The organism is Thioalkalivibrio sp. AKL17 (genome assembly GCF_000377885.1).
GTDB classification, from domain to species: domain Bacteria; phylum Pseudomonadota; class Gammaproteobacteria; order Ectothiorhodospirales; family Ectothiorhodospiraceae; genus Thioalkalivibrio; species Thioalkalivibrio halophilus.
Genome location: NZ_KB898765.1, coordinates 418,848 through 438,252, shown reverse-complemented (window position 1 = coordinate 438,252; position 19,405 = coordinate 418,848). Strand labels below are relative to the sequence as shown.

General features: G+C 69.3%; 23 protein-coding genes. 9 read left to right on the top strand and 14 right to left on the bottom strand.

Annotated features, from left to right (window positions below; all coding sequences use genetic code 11):
• Positions 1-7: 7 nt before the first annotated feature.
• The 3 genes from D577_RS0105310 to purM are packed head-to-tail and all read right to left on the bottom strand — an operon-like array spanning position 8 to position 2,569.
• Positions 8-847, bottom strand: a complete 840-nt coding sequence (locus tag D577_RS0105310) for a DUF3108 domain-containing protein (protein WP_026288921.1) — start codon at positions 845-847, stop codon at positions 8-10.
• Positions 825-1,502 carry a phosphoribosylglycinamide formyltransferase gene (gene purN, locus D577_RS0105305; RefSeq protein WP_018946511.1) on the bottom strand — a complete coding sequence of 226 codons (678 nt, stop codon included), beginning with the start codon at positions 1,500-1,502 and terminating at the stop codon, positions 825-827. The genes D577_RS0105310 and purN overlap by 23 nt, the downstream gene beginning before the upstream one ends.
• A gap of 5 nt (positions 1,503-1,507) precedes the next feature.
• Complete coding sequence (gene purM / locus D577_RS0105300) at positions 1,508-2,569, bottom strand: phosphoribosylformylglycinamidine cyclo-ligase (protein WP_018946510.1); 1,062 nt, start codon at positions 2,567-2,569, stop codon at positions 1,508-1,510.
• A 180-nt stretch (positions 2,570-2,749) separates the two neighbouring features.
• Here purM and D577_RS0105295 point away from each other — a divergent pair, with 180 nt between their 5' ends.
• From D577_RS0105295 to hda, 3 genes are read left to right on the top strand one after another with little or no spacing between them, the layout of a single operon-like run.
• Entirely contained in the window at positions 2,750-3,799 is a 1,050-nt protein-coding gene (locus D577_RS0105295) for a DUF2066 domain-containing protein (RefSeq protein WP_018946509.1), read from the top strand.
• A 16-nt stretch (positions 3,800-3,815) separates the two neighbouring features.
• Positions 3,816-4,934, top strand: a complete 1,119-nt coding sequence (locus D577_RS0105290; RefSeq protein WP_018946508.1) for an AI-2E family transporter — start codon at positions 3,816-3,818, stop codon at positions 4,932-4,934.
• Positions 4,931-5,674 carry a DnaA regulatory inactivator Hda gene (gene hda, locus D577_RS0105285; RefSeq protein ID WP_018946507.1) on the top strand — a complete coding sequence of 248 codons (744 nt, stop codon included), beginning with the start codon at positions 4,931-4,933 and terminating at the stop codon, positions 5,672-5,674. Before D577_RS0105290 ends, hda begins: the two co-directional genes overlap by 4 nt.
• On the opposite strand, the gene D577_RS0105280 is transcribed toward hda, so the two are convergent.
• From D577_RS0105280 to arsC, 3 genes are read right to left on the bottom strand one after another with little or no spacing between them, the layout of a single operon-like run.
• The gene (locus D577_RS0105280) at positions 5,647-6,027 is read right to left on the bottom strand and encodes a DUF2069 domain-containing protein (protein ID WP_018870111.1); all 381 of its coding nucleotides are present in this window, start codon (positions 6,025-6,027) and stop codon (positions 5,647-5,649) included. The genes hda and D577_RS0105280 overlap by 28 nt on opposite strands.
• Positions 6,024-6,650 (bottom strand): NAD(P)H:quinone oxidoreductase, encoded by a 627-nt coding sequence (gene wrbA, locus D577_RS0105275; protein ID WP_018946506.1) that lies wholly within the window; start codon positions 6,648-6,650, stop codon positions 6,024-6,026. Before wrbA ends, D577_RS0105280 begins: the two co-directional genes overlap by 4 nt.
• Complete coding sequence (gene arsC / locus D577_RS0105270; RefSeq protein ID WP_018946505.1) at positions 6,647-7,009, bottom strand: arsenate reductase (glutaredoxin); 363 nt, start codon at positions 7,007-7,009, stop codon at positions 6,647-6,649. The genes wrbA and arsC overlap by 4 nt, the downstream gene beginning before the upstream one ends.
• Before the next feature lie 26 nt (positions 7,010-7,035).
• Between arsC and D577_RS0105265 the strand changes: the two genes are divergently transcribed.
• The 4 genes from D577_RS0105265 to D577_RS0105250 all read left to right on the top strand — a co-directional run bounded on the left by D577_RS0105265 (position 7,036) and on the right by D577_RS0105250 (position 9,084).
• Complete coding sequence (locus D577_RS0105265; protein ID WP_018946504.1) at positions 7,036-7,326, top strand: acylphosphatase; 291 nt, start codon at positions 7,036-7,038, stop codon at positions 7,324-7,326.
• A 72-nt stretch (positions 7,327-7,398) separates the two neighbouring features.
• Positions 7,399-8,025 (top strand): TetR/AcrR family transcriptional regulator, encoded by a 627-nt coding sequence (locus tag D577_RS0105260; protein WP_018946503.1) that lies wholly within the window; start codon positions 7,399-7,401, stop codon positions 8,023-8,025.
• A gap of 2 nt (positions 8,026-8,027) precedes the next feature.
• A complete protein-coding gene (locus D577_RS0105255) occupies positions 8,028-8,534 on the top strand; it encodes a DsrE family protein (RefSeq protein WP_026288918.1) in 507 nt (168 codons plus the stop codon).
• Positions 8,535-8,577: 43 nt separating this feature from the next.
• Positions 8,578-9,084 carry a DsrE family protein gene (locus D577_RS0105250; RefSeq protein ID WP_018946501.1) on the top strand — a complete coding sequence of 169 codons (507 nt, stop codon included), beginning with the start codon at positions 8,578-8,580 and terminating at the stop codon, positions 9,082-9,084.
• A gap of 97 nt (positions 9,085-9,181) precedes the next feature.
• Here D577_RS0105250 and D577_RS0105245 read toward each other — a convergent pair whose 3' ends face one another.
• From D577_RS0105245 to D577_RS0105225, 5 genes are all read right to left on the bottom strand, one after another.
• Positions 9,182-9,949: an ABC transporter permease gene (locus D577_RS0105245; protein WP_018946500.1), complete on the bottom strand. Its 768-nt coding sequence runs from the start codon at positions 9,947-9,949 to the stop codon at positions 9,182-9,184.
• Positions 9,946-10,926, bottom strand: coding sequence for a daunorubicin resistance protein DrrA family ABC transporter ATP-binding protein (locus tag D577_RS0105240; protein ID WP_018946499.1), 981 nt, complete (start codon positions 10,924-10,926; stop codon positions 9,946-9,948). The genes D577_RS0105245 and D577_RS0105240 overlap by 4 nt, the downstream gene beginning before the upstream one ends.
• 26 nt (positions 10,927-10,952) lie before the next feature.
• Positions 10,953-11,249: a DUF3817 domain-containing protein gene (locus tag D577_RS0105235; protein ID WP_018946498.1), complete on the bottom strand. Its 297-nt coding sequence runs from the start codon at positions 11,247-11,249 to the stop codon at positions 10,953-10,955.
• 356 nt (positions 11,250-11,605) lie between these two features.
• A complete protein-coding gene (locus D577_RS0105230; RefSeq protein ID WP_018946497.1) occupies positions 11,606-12,475 on the bottom strand; it encodes a universal stress protein in 870 nt (289 codons plus the stop codon).
• Positions 12,468-14,921, bottom strand: a complete 2,454-nt coding sequence (locus D577_RS0105225) for a Lon protease family protein (RefSeq protein ID WP_018946496.1) — start codon at positions 14,919-14,921, stop codon at positions 12,468-12,470. Before D577_RS0105225 ends, D577_RS0105230 begins: the two co-directional genes overlap by 8 nt.
• Before the next feature lie 205 nt (positions 14,922-15,126).
• On the opposite strand from D577_RS0105225, the gene D577_RS0105220 reads away from it, so the two are divergent.
• Both D577_RS0105220 and D577_RS0105215 read left to right on the top strand, forming a co-directional pair.
• Entirely contained in the window at positions 15,127-15,375 is a 249-nt protein-coding gene (locus D577_RS0105220; RefSeq protein ID WP_244263432.1) for a type II toxin-antitoxin system RelE/ParE family toxin, read from the top strand.
• Complete coding sequence (locus D577_RS0105215; RefSeq protein WP_018946494.1) at positions 15,372-15,764, top strand: helix-turn-helix domain-containing protein; 393 nt, start codon at positions 15,372-15,374, stop codon at positions 15,762-15,764. Before D577_RS0105220 ends, D577_RS0105215 begins: the two co-directional genes overlap by 4 nt.
• Positions 15,765-15,999: 235 nt before the next feature.
• Here D577_RS0105215 and pyk read toward each other — a convergent pair whose 3' ends face one another.
• From pyk to D577_RS0105200, 3 genes are all read right to left on the bottom strand, one after another.
• A complete protein-coding gene (pyk, locus tag D577_RS0105210; RefSeq protein ID WP_018946493.1) occupies positions 16,000-17,442 on the bottom strand; it encodes a pyruvate kinase in 1,443 nt (480 codons plus the stop codon).
• Between the two features lie 306 nt (positions 17,443-17,748).
• Complete coding sequence (locus D577_RS0105205; protein WP_018946492.1) at positions 17,749-18,840, bottom strand: tetratricopeptide repeat protein; 1,092 nt, start codon at positions 18,838-18,840, stop codon at positions 17,749-17,751.
• Positions 18,841-19,017: 177 nt separating this feature from the next.
• Positions 19,018-19,338, bottom strand: a complete 321-nt coding sequence (locus D577_RS0105200; RefSeq protein WP_018946491.1) for a HigA family addiction module antitoxin — start codon at positions 19,336-19,338, stop codon at positions 19,018-19,020.
• Positions 19,339-19,405: the final 67 nt, after the last annotated feature.

Sequence of the window (19,405 nt, the reverse complement as noted above, 5' to 3'; positions counted from 1 at the left end):
GATGTGCTCACGGATTGGGATCTTCGGTCAGGTCGATGATGGGTTCGTGCCATTCCAGCGCGGTGAGTTCGAGTTCGAACACGCGCCCGCCGGCTTCGTAGTCGAAGCGCACGGGGATGTGGTTCAGGTCCGGGGCGAACCAGGCGGCGAGTTCGACATCGCCGTTGTCGCTGCGGCGGACCACGCGCACGGTGTCCAGCGAGCCGATGCCGGAGTCCACGGTTTCCTCGCCGTCGCGGCGGAATTCGTATTCGCGCAGGCGGTCGCGCTCCAGGGTGCGGATGCGGACGGTGTCGCCGGTGACGCCCAGTTCGCCGGTTTCCAGCTGCTGCATCATCATGTAGAGCGAGCCAAGGAAGTCGAGGGTGCCTTCGGGCACGTCGAGCGTGAACCGCTCGCTGTCGATGTGGCCGATGGCCTGCTGTTCCTCGTGGTCCAGGCGGGTTTCGACTTTACGTTCCTCACGCGGGGTGACCTGGTGGGAGCGCGACGAGATCAGGTGCAGGCCGGAACCATTGGTGTTCAGCAGCGATTCGCGGCTGAGTTCGAAACGCCCGAGTACGCGCAGGAATCCGGTCACGTGGGCATCCATCGCCATGCGCGTGCGGAGGTCTTCGTGGTTGAGGCTCATGGAGGCATTCAGCGTGCTGGCCATGGCCGTGGCCTCGAAGCTGGCGGTGAACGGCGGGATCCGCGACGCGTCCGCCGGGTCCGCGTTGCTGTCGGCGGCAGGGGCGGCGGTCGGGAACGCCGTTGCGAGGATCGCGGCCAGCGCCAGGACGAGACCGGTCAGCAACCGCGCCGTGAAACGCCGTCGGGCGGCGTCAGGACGATTCACCTGGGGCATGGGAAGTCACCTCGTGATCGAGCTGCAGGGGCGCCTCCAGCGGGGCGCCATCGTACCGGATCGTGGGTTCCGACCACTGAATCCGCCCTGAACACACCAGCCCGGCTGCTGCGGGGTAGAGGCGGTGCTCGGCCTGCTGCACGCGCGCACTCAGGGAGGCTTCGGTGTCGTCGGCCAGAACCGGGACCCGTGCCTGCATGATAACCGGTCCCCCGTCCAGTTTCGGCGTGACGAAGTGCACGCTGGCGCCGTGTTCGGTCTCGCCGTCGGCCAGGGCGCGGGCATGGGTGTCCAGCCCGCGGTATTTCGGCAACAGCGACGGGTGAATGTTCAGCAACCGTCCGGTAAAGCGTTCCACGAATCCCGGGGTCAGGATGCGCATGAACCCGGCCAGCAGCACCAGGTCCGGCTCGAACGCCTCGATGGCCCCGGCCAGGGCCGCGTCGAACGGTTCGCGCCCGGCGTAGTCGCGGTGGTTGAGGACCTGTTCCGGGATGCCTCGGGCGCGCGCGAACTCGAGTCCGCCGGCGTCGGGGCGGTTGCTGATCACGCCGACCACCTGGCCGTTGATCTCGCCGCGTTCACAGGCGTCGATCAGGGCCTTGAGGTTGCTGCCGCGCCCGGAGATCAGCACGACCAGCCGTTGCGGGGTCATGCCTGTCATCCCGCGGTGTACACCACGCCGGGTTCGTGTTCCGCGCACTCGGCCACCACGCCGATCGGCCAGGCGGGAATGCCGGCGGCCGCCAGTTCGGTGGTGGCCGCATCCACGTGCGCTTCCGGCAGGATCAGCGTCATGCCGATGCCGCAGTTGAACGTCAGCAGCATCTCCTCGTCGGCGATGCCGCCCTGCTGCTGCAGCCAGCGGAACACCGCCGGCCACTGCCAGGCGTTGGTGTCGATGCGCGCATGCAGGGTCTCCGAGAGCAGCACGCGCGGCAGGTTCTCGGTCAGGCCACCGCCGGTGATGTGGGCCGCCGCATGCACCGGATGCCGCGCCATCAGTTCCAGCAGCGGCCGGGCATAGATGCGGGTGGGCGCCATCAGGGCCGCGCCCAGGGTCTCGCCGTCGCCGCCCGGCAGCGGCGCGTCGAGGTCCGCCTGCACGTGTTCCAGCACCCGCCGGATCAGCGAGTAGCCGTTGGAATGCGGACCGCTGGACGCCAGCCCCAGGATCACGTCGCCCGCGGCCACCTGGCTGCCGTCCAGCAGCTGATCCTTCTCCGCGATGCCGACCGCGAAGCCGGCGACGTCGTAGTCCTCGCCCTGGTACATGCCGGGCATCTCGGCGGTCTCGCCGCCGATCAGCGCGCAGCCGGCCTGTTCGCAGCCCTCGGCGATGCCGGTGATGACATCGCCGGCGATGTCGATGTCGAGGTGGCCGGTGGCGTAATAGTCGAGAAAGAACAGCGGCTCGGCGCGCTGCACGATGATGTCGTTGACGCACATCGCCACCAGATCGATCCCGATCGAGTCGTGACGATCGGTCTGCTGGGCCAGGCGCAGCTTGGTGCCGACCCCGTCGGTGCCGGACACCAGCACCGGCTGGCGGTAGCGATCGACGGGCAGTTCGAACAGCGCGCCGAAACCGCCCAGGCCGGCCAGGACCTCGGGGCGCAGGGTGCGCTGCGCGTGCGGCTTGATGCGTTCGACGAGTTCCGACCCGGCGGCGATGTCGACGCCGGCCTCGCGATAGGTCAGACCGGAAGAGGATTCGGACATGGGCAACGTTCCCGGAAAAGGGCCTTCTGGCGGGCCGCGACGCTGCCCGCGGGCAGGCGCGCATTTAACCCGCGCATGTTAGCCGCCCGTGCCGGGGCGTGCAAAGCGCGGGCGGCGCGCCGACGGCGGGCGCTGTGCTATGTTGAGCACCGTGTTGTCTGCCTGCTGCCCGTGAGTCCCATGCCCGCCGTGTCGCGTTCCATTTCCGCTGTCGCCCTGCTCCTTTCCCTGTGGCTGATCGCTCTGCTGCCACACACCGCGGGGGCGGGGACGCTGGTGGTGGAGAGCGATGCCGAAGAGCGCGAAGTGGCGCTGGCGGAAGGGCTCCACGCGGCGCTGGTGCGGGTGGCGGGGCTGGATTCCGACGCGGTGCGGGCGCTCGCCGACCAGCTGCGCGAGACCCCGGACGATGACGAACTGCCGGCGGCGCTGGAGCGCCAGCAGGCGCGCGACGCGGGCGGCTATCGCCTGGAGTTCGACCGGACTGCCCTGCGCCGGTCGCTGCGCGACGCCGCCGTTCCGATGCTTGTCGGCTCGCGTCCGTCCCTGCTGGTGTGGGCGGTGGAGGAGGCCGGCGGCCGACGTGACCTGCTGGGCACCGCGTCCGTCGGGGAGGACTCCGGCGTGCTGGCCGCACTGGAGACCCTGGCCGGCGAGCGGGACATGCCGCTGCTGTTCCCGCTGGGGGATCTGCAGGACCGGCGCGAGGCGCGCATCAGCGACATCGTCGGACGCGTGACCGAGCCGCTGTTCGAGGCGGCCGGGCGCTACGGCCCGGACGGCCTGATCCTGCTGCACCTGCGACCGGCGGAAGGCGAGACCCGCGCGCGGGCCCTGCTGGTGCACCGGGACCGCGAATACCGTGCCGAGGCCACCGGCGCGGATGCCCCGGCGGCCGCGCGTCAGGCGATCGCCGCCGCGCTGGACCGGATGGGCGCTGACCTGGCGCGGGTGCCGGACGAACCCGAGTGGATCACGGTGGGCTTTACCGGGGTGGCGGGTTTCGACGGTTTTCGCCAGCTGCGTGCCCGGCTGGACGGCATGGAGGCCATCGAACGCGTGCAGCTGGACTCGCTGGGCAGGGCCGCCCTGACCTTGCGGTTGCGCACCGGTCTGGATGCCGAGGCCCTGGGCGAAGTGCTGCAGGAGGCGGGTTTCCCTGCGGCCGGGGAGGAGGAACGGGAAGAGGCCGGACTCCCCGACGCTGCACTGTGGCTGGGTGTGCGTTGATCCGGGGGAGGATCCGATGAGCGCCACAGAAACCCTGCCCCCCGGTGGCCCGGCCCCGGGGAACGTATCCGCCGCCACCGTGGCCGCCCTGCTGGGGCTGCTGGTCGTGGCCGGCGCGCTGTATCTGCTGGCGCCCATTCTCATGCCATTTCTGGTCGCCCTGCTGGTGGGTTACCTGTTCAACCCGCTGGTGACCCGCCTGGGGGTGCGTTGGAATACCTCGCGCACGGTGGCCACGCTGGTCATCTCCCTGCTGGTGATGCTGCTGCTGGCGGCGGTGGTGCTGGTCCTGATCCCGCTGGTGGCCGCCCAGCTGGAGCGCCTGTTCCTGTTCCTGCCGGAGATCATGGCGTGGTTCGACCAGCAGGCACGGCCATGGCTGGAGCGGCATGTCGGCGACGGCATCCCGGCGCTGGATCCGCAGGCGGTGCAGGACATGGTGGCGCGCCACTGGCAGGAGGCGGGCGGGCTGGCCGGCGGCGCGCTGCACTGGATCGGTAGTTCCACCACCGCGCTGGTGATGGGCGTGCTCAACCTGGTGCTGATCCCGGTGGTGAGCTTCTATCTGCTGCGCGACTGGCCGCGCCTGATCGACGGCCTGCATGACCTGCTGCCGCTGGGCTGGCGGCCCCCGGTGGAGACCTTCGCGCGCGAATCCGACGAAGTGCTGGGTGCGTTCCTGCGCGGGCAGCTGCTGGTGATGGTTTCGCTGGGCCTGTTCTATGCGGTGGCCCTGTCGCTGGTGGGCGTGGAGCTGGGGCTGGCCATCGGCGTGATCGCGGGTGTGGTGAGTTTCATCCCGTATGTGGGCGTGATCGTTGGTATTACCCTGGCCAGCGCTGCAGTGCTGTTCGCTGGCGACGGCTGGGTCCTGCTGCTGGTCGTCTGGGCGATTTTCGCGGTGGCGCAGGTCCTCGAATCGGTCTGGCTGACGCCGTGGCTGGTGGGGGACCGCACCGGGCTGCACCCGGTGGCGGTGATCTTCGCCGTGCTGGCCGGGGGGCAGCTGTTCGGGTTCGTGGGGGTGCTGCTGGCCCTGCCGGTGGCGGCGGTGCTGGCCGTTGCGGTGCGCCACGCGCTGGCGCATTATCGCGCGCTCAATCAGCCCGCCCCCGGAGGGGATGCCGACCCGTGACCCGAGATCCTGCCAGCGTCGACACCGACGTGGCCCAGCTCCCGCTGGACCTGCGGCTGCGCGATGCATCGCGCTTTGTGGAATACCACGCCGAGGCCAATCGGATCGCGCGCGACACCGTCGAGAGCCTGGGGTGCAACGCCGGGCTGAGTCAGCCGCAGGTCTATCTGCACGGGCCGGGCGCGACCGGCAAGACCCACCTGCTGCAGGCGGCCTGCCACGTGGCGCATGAACGCGGCGACCGGGCCGCCTACCTGCCGCTGGCGGAACTGGCCACGGCGCCCCCCGCGGCGGTGCTGGACGGGCTGGAGCGTGCAGGGCTGGTGGCGCTGGATGACCTTGCGGCGGTGGTCGGTTCGCCGGCCTGGGACGAGGCGCTGTTCGGCCTGCTCAACCGTCTGCGCGATGCTGGCTGCCGGGTGCTGCTGGCGGCGCCGGAGCCGCCGGACGACATGGGCGCGACCCTGCCGGATCTGAGCTCCCGCCTGGGCTGGGGGCCGGTATTCCGCCTGGAGCCCCCGGAGGAGGAGGATCTACGGCGCATCCTGGTGGACCGCGCCCGGCGGCGCGGGCTGGAGATGCCGGATGCGGTCGCCAACTACGTACTGCGCCACCAGCGGCGGGACGTGGCCGCGCTGCTGGCCCTGCTGGAACGCCTGGACCTGGCGGCGCTGGCCGAACAGCGCCGCCTGACCATCCCCTTCGTGCGCGATCAGCTGGCGCGTTCGGCCGCCGACTGAGCCGCGCGGGCGCGGCGCGCGTCCAGCTTCACGAACAGCAGGCAGCCGGCAAACCAGGCCAGGCTGAAGCCCGTGACCAGCGCACCGTAGAGACGGTCGCTGGCGACCGACGCCAGTGTGATCCCGAGGGTGATGTAGGCCAGCGCCAGCAGGCTGGCCCAGGCATGGGTGTAGCGCCGCGCATGCAGGATCCCGCGCAGCGGGAACAGCAGCGGCACCAGCAGGATGGCCAGCGCGAGGGCGCGCGGCAGGGCCTCCGGCGGCTGCAGCCAGCCGGTGAACGCCAGCAGGGTGGCGAACAGGCCGAACCACCCGATCAGGGTCATCCAGCGGAACAGGGCCACGAGGTTCATGCCTTGCCGCCTCCCTGGCCCTCTGCGGCCTGCAGCCGCTGCGCCAGCCGCCCCACGCGCTCGCCCAGCGCGCTGGCGATGCGCTGCTCCTCGCGCGAGACCGGCGCCTCGCCGCGTTCCCCGGCCACGTGGCTGGCGCCGTAGGGCGTGCCGCCGGTGGTGGTCGTGGAGAGTTCCGGCACGGTGTACGGCACGCCGGCCCACAGCATGCCCTGATGGATCAGCGGCAGGGCCATGGTCAGCAGGGTGGTCTCCTGACCGCCGTGCTGGGTGGCGGTGCTGGTGAACACCCCGAACGGGCGGTCCACCAGGCCGCCGCTGGCCCACAGCCCGCTGGTGCCATCGAGGAAGTGCTTGAGCGGCGCGGCCATGTTGCCGAAGCGGGTCGGCGAGCCCAGCACCAGCCCGGCGCATTCTTCCAGATCGCGGGTCTCGGCCCAGGGCGGGCCGCTGTCGGGCACCGCCGGGGTGTCGCCGGGGGTGCCGGTGGTCACCGGCGGGACCGTGCGTACCCGGGCGGTGGCCCCGGACTGCTCCACGCCGGTGGCCACGTGGCGCGCCAGTTCGGCAGTGGCGCCGTAGCGGCTGTAGTACAGCACCAGGACTTCCACGGCGGCGCTCACGGCAGGATCTCCAGGATCTGTTCGGGCGGCCGGCCGATGCGTGCGGCGTCACCGTGGACCAGGATCGGGCGCTCGATCAGTTTCGGGTGTTCGACCATGGTCCGGATCAGCGCCTCGTCGTCCAGCTCGGCGTCCTTCAGGCCCAGTTCGCGGTATTCGGCCTCGCCGGTGCGCAGCAGCTCGCGCGGGCGCACTTCCAGACGCTCGAGGATCGTGCGCAGGGTGTCCGCGTCCGGCGGGGTCTTCAGGTATTCGACGATCTCCGGCTCGATGTCGCGTTCACGCAGCAGGGCCAGCGCGGCGCGGGACTTGCTGCAGCGCGGGTTGTGGTACAGCGTAGGGCGTGGCGATTCGGACATGCACGGACTCCGGAGGTGAAGGATTCATGACTGAGGCCAATGATAACCGGGCCCGCCGCTGGCGTGTCAGCGGCCGGGTGCAGGGCGTGTTTTTCCGCGCCTCCACGCAGAAACAGGCGCGCCCGTTGGGCCTGACCGGCCATGCCCGCAATCTCCCCGACGGCAGCGTGGAGGTGCTGGCGGTGGGCTCGCCCGAGGCCCTCGACCGGCTCGGGACGTGGCTGCAGGAGGGCCCGCGCCAGGCCCGGGTGGACGATCTGCAGGTCGAGGACGTTCCGATCCCGCAGCCGCCGCCGGAGCGGTTCACCACCGGCTGAGCCGGGTCGGGTCTTTCCCCCGACGCATTGCGGGTGTAGATTAGAACGAACGTTCGTTTTAGTGAGGCGTCGATGACTGCCAGTCCCGGAAAGGTCGTACGCGGGGAGACCCTGCGCAAGCTGGTTCTGGACACTGCGCTGGAGCGCTTCAGCACCGACGGCTATTTCAATACCTCCATCCACGACATCCGCCGCCAGGCCGGGGTGTCGATTGGTTCGATCTATCACCACTTCGGCAACAAGGAGGCCCTGGCCAAGGCGCTGTACGACGACCTGCTGCAGCGCATGGACGCCGGGCTGCAGCAGGTGATGGAGGAGAGTCAGGACTGCCGCACGCGCTGCGACGGGATCATCGCCTTTCTGTTCGAGACCACCGCACAGGCCCCGCAGACCATGCGCTTCGTGCTGGAGTCGCGGCACCGGGAGTTCCTGCCGGATGAACCGCCGGTGTGTTCGTCGCAGCCGTTCCAGCGCATGCGCGAATGCATCGAGCAGGGCATGGCGGCCGGCGAGCTGCGGCCGATGGAGGTGCCGGTGGCGGCCACCGTGGCCTTCGGTGGAGCCATCCGCCTGCTGCACCTGTACCTCGATGGCGTGCTGGACCGGCCCCTGTCCGACTTTTTGCCCGACATGCAGGAGGCGGCATGGCGGGCGATTGCGATGGATCCGCCTCGCAACACCACCCGGGAGAACGCATGATGATGAAAAGAATGGCCGTACTGCCGTTGCTGCTGGCGCTGGCCGCATGGCCAATGCTGGCGGTGTCCGCCGCCGAAGCCGGCGCCGAACCCACCGACGCGAAGGCGCTGGAGGGCGTCGAGACCGGGCGCGTGGTGTTCGATCTCAACAACAGCGACCCCGAGGGGCTGGCGCTTTACTTGACGGTGATCCGCGAGACCCACGAGGACTTCACCGATCAGGGCGTGGAGCCGGACATGATCCTCGCCTTCCGCGGGCTGGCGGTGACCATGGTCAGCGAGGACCGCGAGCGGTTCGAACTGACGCAGTTCGAGCATCTGGACGCGATCGAGGAGCACATCGCCGCGCTGCGGGAGAAGGGCGTGCGGATGGAGGCCTGTTCGGTGGCCACGCGCCTGTTCGGCGTGGATCACGGCGAGCTGCTCCCCGGCATCGAGCCGGTGCGCAATACTTTCGTGTCGCTGACCGGGTATCAGGCGCAGGGCTATGCGGTGATCCCGATCTACTGACCCCGGGAAGAGAACCGGAAAACCACCAGGAGGAGGAGACCACATGAAAAAAACGATACTGAGCATCTTTTTCGCCTGCGTCCTGCCGCTCGGTCTGGCCGTGCCGGCGGCCGCCGACGAAGAGGGCCTGGACAACCGTGAGGCCACGCAGGGGATCGAGACCATGCGGGCGGTCTACGACATGCGCAAGTCCGATCCGGACGTGATGCTGGCGTACCTGCGCGGCATTGCCACCAACCACGAGAACCTGCTCAAGGAGGGCGTGGAGCCCGACCTGCGCATGGTGTTCATCGCCGAGGCGGTCAAGTTCATCACCACCGATCCGGAGCCGGAGGTCGACATCGACCACGCGGAGACCCTGGAGGAGATTGCTAAGGCGGTGGACCGGCTGGATGAGCTGGGCGTGCAGATGGAAGTCTGCTCGGCCGCCACCCGCGCCTACGGCGTGGACAACGACACCATCCTGGAGCCGATCAAGCCGGTTCGCAGCGGATTCATCGCGGTGATGGGCTACCAGAACCAGGGCTACGCGCTGGTACCCGTCTACTGAACCCGCACACCCCATCACACGGGGCCTTTGGGCCGTCGCATCCGTGCGGCGGCCTTTTTTGTGTCCGGCCACCTGCGGGCGTAGCGCCCGCCGGGGCTCAGCCGCGCGCCAGCCGGCGGTTGAGCACCCATACGGATAACGGCGCGAACACCGCCGCGATCCCCGCTGCCCAGGCCAGCGATGCCAGCGCCGGGGCCGCGACCGCTCCATCGTCGTTCATCAGCCCGCGCGCGGCGTCGGTCAGGAGCGACACCGGGTTGGCCTGCACGAAGCCCTGCAGCCACTCGGGCATGGTCTCCACCGGGACAAACGCCGAGCTGACGAACGTGACCGGGAACAGCGCGGTGAAGCCGAACAGCTGTACGTGTTCCGGGTCGCGCGCGAGCACGCCGACCAGCACCATCACCCAGGAGAAGGCCACCGCGAAGGTCAGCACCAGCAGCACCATGACCAGCAGATGGCCGAAGGAGGTGGCCAGGCGGAAGCCCAGCAGGTAGCCCACGATCAGCAGCAGGGCGATGCACAGGACCTGCTTTACTACGTCCGCGAGGATGCGCCCGGCCAGCGGCGCCCAGCGCGGGATGGGCAGGGCGCGAAAGCGGTCGAACACCCCGCGGGTCAGGTCGGTGTTGAGGCCGTGGCCGACATACACCGTGACGAACAGCATGTTCATCACGATCACGCCCGGCAGCACGAAGGCGAGGTAGTCATCCGGCGAGCCGGCGATGGCCCCGCCGAACACGAACAGGAACAGCACCAGGAACAGGATCGGCTGGATGGAGTAATCCCCCAGCTCCCACGGATTGCGGCGCACCTGCACCAGGCTGCGCCAGGCCAGCGCGAGGGTCTGGTCGAGGGCGTTCATGCGGCATCCTCCCCGCTGTGCCCGGCGGCATCGGCCGGGGCGCCGGCGCTGCCGGTCTGTCCGGTGAGTGACAGGAATACGTCGTCCAGGCTGGCGCTGCGCAGGCCCAGCTCCGCGACCTCGATCCCGGCGGCATCCAGCTCGCGCAGCACCGCCGGCAGCAGCGAGGACTCGGTCACCGGTGCGCTGAGGGTCTCGCCTTCCACATGCGGGTCGCTGCCGGTGAGGGCGGCCACCTGGCGGGCGGCCGCATCCGCCTGGTCCGCCCGCGCCAGGCGCAGGAACAGCGTGCGCGTGCCGACCCGGGCCTTCAGCTCCGCGGCCGTGCCCTCGGCGATTACGCGGCCCTGATCCAGCACCACGATGGAATCGGCCAGTGCATCGGCCTCCTCGAGGTACTGGGTGGTCAGCAGCACCGTGGTGCCCGCGTCCTGCAGCCGGCGCACCCGCGCCCACAGGTCGCGGCGGGCACGCGGGTCCAGTCCGGTGGAAGGTTCGTCGAGGAACAGGATGCGCGGGCGGCCGACCAGGCTGGCCGCCAGATCCAGCCGCCGGCGCATGCCGCCGGAATAGGTCTGCACCGGGCGGTGCCCGGCGTCCCGCAGGGAGAAGTCGGCCAGCAGCTCGTCGGCGCGGGCCCGGGCCGCGGCGCGTTTCATGCCCAGCAGGCGGGCGATCAGGATCAGGTTCTCGCGCCCGGTCAGCTTCTCGTCCACCGATGCGTACTGGCCGGTCAGGCCGATGATCTCGCGCACCCGCGCCGCCTCGTCGACGACATCGAGGCCGCCGACCCGCGCGCGACCGGCGGTGGGCGAGAGCAGGGTCGCCAGCATGCGCACCGTGGTGGTCTTGCCGGCGCCGTTCGGGCCCAGCAGCCCGAGTACATGGCCGGCGGGGACCTGCAGGCTGACCTCGTCCACCGCGCGGGTGCCGGCGAAATCCCGGACCAGGCCTTCCACTTCGATGGTGTTGTCCACGCTCACCTCCGCTCGCGCGCGGACGGTCAGGCGTGCTGCAGCTCGCGCGTCAGCTCGCGCCGGATCATCCAGTCCACGTACAGGAACCCGAAGGGCACCACGCCCATGATCAGCACCAGCAGCCACTTCAGAACCGACCAGCCGCGCATGTGGCTGGCCACCACGGTGGCGGCCGCATAGATCAGGAACAGGATGCCATGGATCCAGCCGACCCAGGTGACCGCCATGTGCATGTCCGCGTAGGTGCGCAGCGGCATGGCGACAAACAGCAGCGTGATCAGGGAGATACCCTCGATCACGCTGATCGCGCGAAAGTATTTCATGGCCTTCCGGTATTGCTGGTGAAACGGCCGCGAAGGGTAGCACGCGGGCGCCCCGTTGGCGGCATTCCCGGTGCCTGACGCAGCCCTAAGGGAAACACTGATCCATGTACACGCTCGCGCTTGAGTCGCTTTTGCGTGCGAACAAGGCGCGGCGACCGCCGTGCAGTCATTCTGCACAAGGAAGCCGCAACGCCGTGCGCGCGCAAAAGCGGCCGAGCCCCTACGGGGTTGGGCCCCGGGTTCCCCGATCCGGCGTTGCGCCGCTTGCGGGTAGAACCACTACCCACTGCACGACGCGCCTTGTCTCGGAAAACCCGGGGCACCAACGCGAGCGTGTACATGGATCAGTGTTTCCCTTAGGGGGTGATGGTGACCGGGGGCTCGAGGGCGCCGAGCAGGGCGTCGCCCTGCGGGCCGGCCAGCAGCGGGCTGCGGCGGCCGAGCACCACTTCGGCCGCCGGCTGACGTTCCAGTGTGCGGAGCAGCTCGCGGGGAGCGCTCGAGCGCAGCGAGCGAACCCGCACCGGAGGGTCGTCGGTCGCCACCCATTCGCTCAGGGCCCGGTCCCGCTCCCGCGCGGCGTCGGGGTCGTCCAGCGGGACGAGCAGCACGGTCAGGGGGCGCCTTTGCTGGCGGGCCCGGGCGCGGGCGAAGACGAGCGCTTCGTGCGCGGTCTCCGGGGCATCGACCACCACCAGGACCGGGCTGTCGGGGCGTGTCGGCCGGGTTCCGGTGAGGTGGACCCGTCCCGGGGCTTCATGGACCAGGCTGCGCGCGGTGGAGCCCAGGCGGCTGCCGGTCGCGGCCGACCATCCGATCTTGCCCAGCACGAGGAAATCACCCGGGGTGGTCAGCGCAAGCACCTCGCGGCGCACCGATCCGCGGCGGACCTCGAGCGAGCAGTGGATCCTTGCACGCGCGGCGGCCTGTTCGGCCGCACGGCGGAGGTGGGCGGCGCGGCGCCGCAGGCGGGTTTCCAGCAGCCCGGTTTCCAGTGGCCGCGGCTGTCCGGAGAGCGAACCGATCTCGCGGGTGAAGGGGTAGGCGGCGCTGCGCAGCAGATCGGCCTCCTCGACAAAGATCGCCTGCAGCTCGCCCTGCAGCGTGGCGGCCAGGGTCGCCGCGGCCTCGAGCGCGGCCTGGCTGGCGTGCGAGGCGTCGAGCAGGACCAGGATGCGCCCGGCCTCCGCCGACGGGAGCGGCTGGGTGCCCGCGGGGTCAGTCATCGTCCTCGGCCCGAGGAACGGGTCCGGCGTCCTCGGCGCCCGCGTCGTCGTGCCGGCGATGCCGCGCAAGGCGGGCGAAGGTCGCCAGCCGGTCGGCGACCGCACGGTTGAAGCTCTCCGCCGGGAACTCGCCATCGGCGTCCGCTTCCCCCGGGGGCATGTCGGCGAGCAGGGCAACGGCGTCGTCCACCGTGCGCAGCGGGTACACGCGGAAGTGGCCGCCTGCCACGGCCTCGCGCACGTCGCGGCGCAGCATCAGGTGCTCCACGTTGCTGGCCGGGATGAGCACGCCGTGGCCGTTCATCTCGCCCGCTTCCCGACAGACATCGAAGAACCCCTCGATCTTTTCGTTGACCCCGCCGACGGCCTGGACTTCGCCGTGCTGGTTGACCGAGCCGGTGACCGCCAGCGCCTGCTTCAGCGGGATCCGTGCGATGGCCGACAGCAGGGCACAGATCTCGGCCACCGAGGCGGAATCGCCCTCGATCCCGCCGTAGGACTGCTCGAAGGCGAGACTGGCCGACAGCGACAGCTCCGCATCCCCGGTGTAACGGCTGGCGAGAAAGCGCGAGAGGATCATCACGCTCTTGCTGTGGATGGGTCCGCCCAGTCTGGCCTCGCGCTCGATGTCGATGACCTGGCCCTTGCCCGGCCGCGCGGTCGCGGTGATGCGCATCGGGCGTCCGAACAGGTGGCTGCCCAGCTGCATCACGGACAGCCCGTTGACCTGGGCCGTCTGCGTGCCTTCCGTGGCGATCATCACCGTGCCGCGGCGGATCTGTTCCAGGCTGCGCCGCTGCACGCGTGCCGAACGCTCGATGCGTTCCTCGATCGCGCGTTCGATGTGGGCGGCGCCGATGGTTTCGGCCTCTGCCTGACGCGCCCAGTGGTCGGCCTCCATCAGCAGGTCGCGCAGGGTGCGGTCGTGAGCGGTGAGTTTCGTCTGATCCCCGGCCAGACGGCTGGCGTGTTCGATGGTGCGGGCCACGGCGCCGCGGTCCAGCGGGCGCAGCTCGTCGCGCCGCGCCATGCTGGCGAGCATGCGCGCGTACAGGGCGTAACCGGCCTCGTCGCGCTCGAGGTCGTCCTCGAAGTCGGCCTCGACCTTGAACAGCTCGGCGAAGTCCGGGTCGTAATGCGACAGCAGGTAGTACAGCAGGCGGTCGCCCACCAGCACCACCTTGGGCGATACCGGGACCGGCTCGGGTTCCAGGCTGACCGTGCTGACCAGGCCGTAGAGCCGCTCCAGTGATTCGATGCGGATCTCGCCGGAGAACAGCACGCGCTTCAGGCTGTCCCACGCCATTGGCTGCATCAGCACTCGCCGGGCGTCGAGGATCAGGTAGCCGCCGCTGGCATGGTGCAGCGCACCGGCGCGGATCAGCGAGAAGTCGGTGTACAGCGCGCCGTTGTGCACGTGGTGTTCAATCTGGCCGGTCAGATGCTGGTGATTGGGCAGATCCTCGTAGATCACCGGCGCCCCTTCGGTTTCCGCATGGTCCACCAGCAGGTTGGCGCGAAAGCGGGCCAGCATCGCTTCCGGGGGCGCGTGATCCTGCCCGCTCTGCTCATCCTGCCCGCCGTGTTCGTCGTGGCCGCCGCGGAAGATCTCCGCGTGTTCCACCACGTGGCCGTGGATGGCGTCGAGCTGTTCCGCCACGCGTGGCAGGTGCGCCCACTTCTCCTTCAGATCGTGAATCGGATCGCCGAGGGTCAGCTGCACCATCTCCTCGTTCAGCGAGTGGACCTTCTCCCGCAGTTCCTTGCGCAGGCGGGGCACCTGCTGGATGGCCTGCTGCAGCTGTTTCTGCAGCTCCTCGGCCTTCTGCTCGATGCGCTCGCGTTCTTCCTCTGGCAGCTTTTCGTATTCCTCGGGGTCCAGGACCTCGCCGTCACGCACGGGTGCGAAGGTGAAGCCGCTGGGGGTGCTGACCAGCTCGATGTCGTGCTTGTTGGCCTCTTCCTGGACCTCGCGGACGCCCTCGTTCTGGCGTTCGGACATCTCCTCCTGCAGTTCCCGCAGCCGCCCCTGGTATTCGTCGCTCTCGAAGGCGGCAGGGATGCTGGTGCGCATCTCCTCGACCAGGTTCTCGAGATCATCGCGCAGTTGACGTCCTTCGCCGGCCGGCAGGCGAATCGCGTGGGGGCGTTCCGGCCGGTCGAAATTAAAGACATGGCACCAGTCCGGCGGGACCGCCTCGCTGGCCGCGCGGCGGGCGAGAAAACGGCGCACCAGGTCGTGCCGGTCGCTGCCCTCGGGGCCGAGCACGAACAGGTTGAAACCCGCGCTGCGCATGCCCGCACCGAATTCCAGCGCGCGCAGCAGCCGGTCCTGGCCGCAGGGGAGTTCCAGTTCTTCCAGCTCTTCGGTGGTGTCGAACTCGAGCTGCTCCGGCGGGCAGCGATGGTAGGTCCGTTCCGCGTCCAGGGGTGTCGGTCGGGTCATGCCAGCTCTCCTTGATCCGTACCCCGGACCATAGCCGGATACGCGCCCCGGCGACAAAGACCTGTGCCCCGGGGTTGCCGGGCCGCGTTCCCGAAGCCGGGATCAGCATGCCGGGGTGCCCCTGGTTCGGATGGATGCCCGGGACGGGTCATTCGTTATGTTGCCTGTTGGTAAACCTTTTTCTACACTCTTCTTCGTGTGCCGGTTGAACTACAAGAAGTCGGCACTCAAGTGCCTGGCGCGGATGCCGCGTGGAGAGCGCCAGCGCGTGACCGGGGCGCTGAGCCGGCTGGCGCGGGACCCGGACGAACCGGGACTGGATGTCAGACCACTGCAGGGGCGCGAAGGTTACCGTCTGCGCATCGGCCGGTGGAGGGTTCTGTTTCGTCGGCAGGATGACGATCTGGTCATTCTGGTGTTGGACGCAGGCGCACGAGGAGGCATCTACAAATGAGTGAAGCGGTTCAGATCATCGAGCGCGACGGCAAACCCGAATATGCCGTGGTCCCCATCGACACCTATGAGCGCCTGGTGGCGAGCGCCGAAAAGGCCGAGGACATCCGGACTTTCGACCGCGCCATGGTCGAGCTGGAGCGTGGCGAGGACGAGGTTGTGCCGGAGGCGGTTGCGCAGCGGCTTCTGGCCGGGGACGAGCACCCGATGCGCGTCTGGCGTGAACATCGTGGGTTGACGCAGGAGTCGCTGGCGACGGCGGCGGGGGTGGGCAAGTCCTACATCTCCCAACTGGAAGCCGGTAGCAAGTCCGGTTCCGTGGATGCCATGCGTCGCATCGCCGCTATCCTCGAGGTCGACATCGAGGATCTGCTCCCGGTAGAGCCCTGAGGAACGGCGGCCTTTGGAGGCCCCCGGCGCTGACCGAATGCCGATCCGGGGACAACGCGGATACCCTGCTCAGGCGCGCCGACCGGGCGCTGTACTCGGCCAGGAACGACGGACGCGACCGGATCGAGGTGGTTGATCCGGGGGCCGAGCCGGGGGCGTTCGCTCCGGACCCCGCTGTCCCGGCCGATACGTCGCGAAACGGGCCCGGTGAGGCCCGCTCAGGCCGGTAGCGGAATCAGCCTTCCCCGCGGAACGGACCCAGTTCCAGCAGCTCCAGGCGGTGATTGCCCGAGGGGTGCGGCTCGGAGGGGCCCTGGACGAGCAGGGCCAGGCCTTCGTTGATGCCGTTCTCCGCGAGCCACTGGCGCGCAAAGTCGTTCCAGTCGCTGCGGTCTTCGGCGACGGCCACCGACTGTACGCCGTAGGAAAACTGCAGGCCCTGAGCGGTCTCGGGGTGCGGCGTAAAGGCCGCGATCCAGCAGGGCAGGCCCAGGCCGGCGATGCGTCGGGCGGTGGCGCCGCTCAGCGTGGGCACCAGCGTGACCTGCGGTCGGCTCCGGTGCGCGGTGTGGAACACGCTGCGCGCGATCAGGTCGGCGGCGCGCTCCTGCTCGGGCAGGTCGGGTTCATCCGGATGGTCGGTGCCCGCGGCCGCGTCGCGTTCCGGTTCGATCGAGCGGGCGATGGCCGCCAGCATCGCCACGGATTCCACCGGATAGCGCCCCATCGCGGACTCGCCGGAGAGCATCACGCAGTCGGTGCCGCCGAGGATGGCATTGGCCACGTCGGTGGCCTCGGCGCGCGTGGGCCGGCGCGAGTTCACCATCGACTCCAGCATCTGCGTGGCGGTGATCACCGGGCGGTTGTGTCGGTTGGCGCGGCGGGTGATGCGGCGCTGGGCGAGCGCAATGCTCGCGATCGGGATCTCCACTCCGAGATCTCCCCGCGCCACCATGATGCCGTCCGCGGCCTCGAGGATCCTGTCGAGTTGCTCCAGTGCGGCGGCGCGTTCGATCTTGGCGATGATGAACGGGTTGTAGCCCAGCGCCTCCGCCGCCTTGCGCACGGCCAGGATGTCGTCGCCGTCGACCACGAAGCTCTGGCTGACCGCATCCAGGCCGTGTTCCGCTGCAAACCGCAGCCATTGGTGGTCTTCCGTGGTGAAGGCGCGGATGCCGAGATCGATGCCCGGCAGATTCAGGCCCTTGCGCGAGCGCAGTTCGCCCCCAGTCTGCACGCGGCAGATGACATCAGGGCCTTCGACGCTCACCACCTCCAGTTCGATGTAGCCATCGTTCAGAAACAGGGCGTCTCCGGGCTGCACCGCCTCCGGCAGCCCGGAGAACGACACGCTGACGCGCGCGGCGTCGCCGGTGCAGTCCTCCGTGGTCAGGGTGATGCTGTGGTCGGCGAGCAGTTCGATGGGCTCCTCGCCCAGCTCCCCGATGCGCATCTTCGGCCCCGGCAGGTCGCCGAGGATCGCGACGCGGGCACCGGTCTCACGGGCGACTTCGCGGATACGGCCGATCAGCGCGGCATGGTAGGCGGCATCCCCGTGCGAGAAATTCAGACGCGCCACGTTGAGCCCCGCCTGCATCATGCGCCGCAGCGTCTCGGCCGAATCGGACGCCGGTCCGATAGTGGCCACGATCTTCGTCTTCTGCGCGGGAAATGGCATGGGTGCACCCTGATCCGATCAATACCCCTGAGAGTAAACCGCCCGTGCAAATCTGTCGCCGCAGGGCCGGTGACCCATCGCTTGGCATGCATACGTATCCGGAAGAAGGTGGGTGTCCCCCTCACGGGCCGACACCGTCATCGCGTGGCGCGCAGCGCCGTGGCGATCGCTGACGGGATGCCCGAGCGTTGAACGAGGCGGACATCCGGGGCGGCGTTTGGAGATGGCCGCGGCCCCTTCGGGGCCTCGCCATAACGGGGGCGGGAATGAGCTGCTTGCTGCGCTTCGGCTGCCCGCGCGGGTGGACTAGCGGGAGGTCTCGGCCTTGCGCGCTTCGGCCTCGCTCCGTTGCTCCGGGGTGAGCTGCTGGTGGATGTAGTCGCGCGCCTCGGCCGCTGGCTTGTGTCCCTGATCCGCGGCCCGCGCGAACCAGACCCAGGCCGATACCCGGTCGACCTCCACCCCATAGCCCTCGGCCAGCACGATGCCGAGGTTGTATTGCGCCGGGGCCAGACCCTGGCGGGCAGAGGCCTCATACCAGCGCGCCGCCGCCGCTTGGTCCTGCGGTACGCCCAGCCCCCGATCCAGCAGCACGCCCAGATTGGCCTGGGCCTGGGGATGTCCGGCTTCGGCCGCCGCCCTATACCAGTGCGCGGCCTCTGCCATGTCTTCCGCCGTGCCCTTGCCATCCCGACAGAGATTGCCGAGCTTCGCGGCGGCGTCGGGATCGCCGGCCTCGGCGGCCTGTCGATACCAGCGGACAGCGGCGGTGAGGTCCGGGTCCACCCCGTCGCCCTGTTCCAGGGCGAGGGCAAGGTTGAAGGCCGCGTCGCGGTGTCCTGCGCTTGCGGCCTGCGCGTAGAACTCGACCGCAGCGGCGCGATCCCGCTCGCAGCCGCTGCCTTGCTGGTGCGCCACACCGAGACTGTTCAGGGCGTCAGGGTCGCCGTGTTCCGCGGCGCGTTTCCACCACTGGACGGCTTCGGTGGCGGCGGCATCGTCGCCCTTGTTCTGCAGCAGAACGGCCAGGTTGTTCTGCGCCACGACGTGACCCGCCTCGGCCGCGTGGTGGTACCAGTGCCGGGCCGCCTCCGTATCGGCGGGGTCGGCCTTCTCCGCCATCACGCCCAGGTTAAAGCTGGCATCGCTCAGTCCCTGTGCCGCGGCCTGCTCCCAGTACCCGCGCGCACGCTCGGCATCGGCCTCCAGGCCCAGGCCGTCGGCATACAGAATCCCCATACCCAACCGGGCCCAGGCGGAGCCCGCCTCGGCGCTGGCCGCCCAGAGTTCCCCGGCGGTGCGGTAGTCGCCCCGTTCAAACGCGGCAAAGCCGTCCTGATCGGCTTTGCTCGGACCTTCGGGCGGTTCGTGGTCCGGGGGGCTGGTAGACGTGCCCATAAAAGTCGCTCTCGCTGGCAGATGTTGCGGAGCGTCCGAGAATACAGCCTGGACTACCGGCCGCAAGCAACCCCGGGCGCAGACCGCGCGTTGCGCAGTGTCTTACCGAGGTCCGATCCTGTACTTGTCCTTAATATCCTTTGTCGAGGAAAGAAGCTCTGGTGAATGGTCGGTTGGTTACGGGACGGTTGAGTGCCCCTTGTCGGGTTGATCTTCGAACCGCATCTGCTGGACCGCATCCAGCTTCACGTTCCTGCGTGCACACCAGAGGTCGTGCTGGCGCTGCATGGCCAGCCAGCTCTCCGGCGAGCGGCCGAGCGTTTTGGACAGACGCAGCGCCATCTCGGGACTGACGCCGCTACGACCCTGCAGGACGCGCCCCAGGGTGGACGGCGAGACATCGAGCTTGCTGGCTAGCTGGCGGGCACTCAGTCCAAACGGTTCCAGATAGATCTCGCGAATGAACTCGCCGGGGTGCGGAGGGTTGTGCATGGTCATCAGCGATAATCCTCGAAGCTTAAGGCAGTCGTCATAACCGGAAACGCACCGAAGGGGTCAAGTCTTG

Coding starts and splice junctions, on each gene's coding strand:
- purN (WP_018946511.1), bottom strand. CDS start 1,502: ATGACCCCGCAACGGCTGGTCGTGCTGATCTCCGGGCGCGGCAGCAAC.
- D577_RS0105310 (WP_026288921.1), bottom strand. CDS start 847: ATGCCCCAGGTGAATCGTCCTGACGCCGCCCGACGGCGTTTCACGGCG.
- D577_RS0105260 (WP_018946503.1), top strand. CDS start 7,399: ATGACTGCCAGTCCCGGAAAGGTCGTACGCGGGGAGACCCTGCGCAAG.
- D577_RS0105235 (WP_018946498.1), bottom strand. CDS start 11,249: ATGAAATACTTTCGCGCGATCAGCGTGATCGAGGGTATCTCCCTGATC.
- D577_RS0105255 (WP_026288918.1), top strand. CDS start 8,028: ATGAAAAGAATGGCCGTACTGCCGTTGCTGCTGGCGCTGGCCGCATGG.
- D577_RS0105205 (WP_018946492.1), bottom strand. CDS start 18,840: ATGGGCACGTCTACCAGCCCCCCGGACCACGAACCGCCCGAAGGTCCG.
- D577_RS0105200 (WP_018946491.1), bottom strand. CDS start 19,338: ATGACCATGCACAACCCTCCGCACCCCGGCGAGTTCATTCGCGAGATC.
- purM (WP_018946510.1), bottom strand. CDS start 2,569: ATGTCCGAATCCTCTTCCGGTCTGACCTATCGCGAGGCCGGCGTCGAC.
- pyk (WP_018946493.1), bottom strand. CDS start 17,442: ATGCCATTTCCCGCGCAGAAGACGAAGATCGTGGCCACTATCGGACCG.
- D577_RS0105225 (WP_018946496.1), bottom strand. CDS start 14,921: ATGACCCGACCGACACCCCTGGACGCGGAACGGACCTACCATCGCTGC.
- D577_RS0105250 (WP_018946501.1), top strand. CDS start 8,578: ATGAAAAAAACGATACTGAGCATCTTTTTCGCCTGCGTCCTGCCGCTC.
- D577_RS0105280 (WP_018870111.1), bottom strand. CDS start 6,027: ATGAACCTCGTGGCCCTGTTCCGCTGGATGACCCTGATCGGGTGGTTC.
- D577_RS0105295 (WP_018946509.1), top strand. CDS start 2,750: ATGCCCGCCGTGTCGCGTTCCATTTCCGCTGTCGCCCTGCTCCTTTCC.
- D577_RS0105215 (WP_018946494.1), top strand. CDS start 15,372: ATGAGTGAAGCGGTTCAGATCATCGAGCGCGACGGCAAACCCGAATAT.
- D577_RS0105265 (WP_018946504.1), top strand. CDS start 7,036: ATGACTGAGGCCAATGATAACCGGGCCCGCCGCTGGCGTGTCAGCGGC.
- D577_RS0105290 (WP_018946508.1), top strand. CDS start 3,816: ATGAGCGCCACAGAAACCCTGCCCCCCGGTGGCCCGGCCCCGGGGAAC.
- D577_RS0105245 (WP_018946500.1), bottom strand. CDS start 9,949: ATGAACGCCCTCGACCAGACCCTCGCGCTGGCCTGGCGCAGCCTGGTG.
- D577_RS0105230 (WP_018946497.1), bottom strand. CDS start 12,475: ATGACTGACCCCGCGGGCACCCAGCCGCTCCCGTCGGCGGAGGCCGGG.
- arsC (WP_018946505.1), bottom strand. CDS start 7,009: ATGTCCGAATCGCCACGCCCTACGCTGTACCACAACCCGCGCTGCAGC.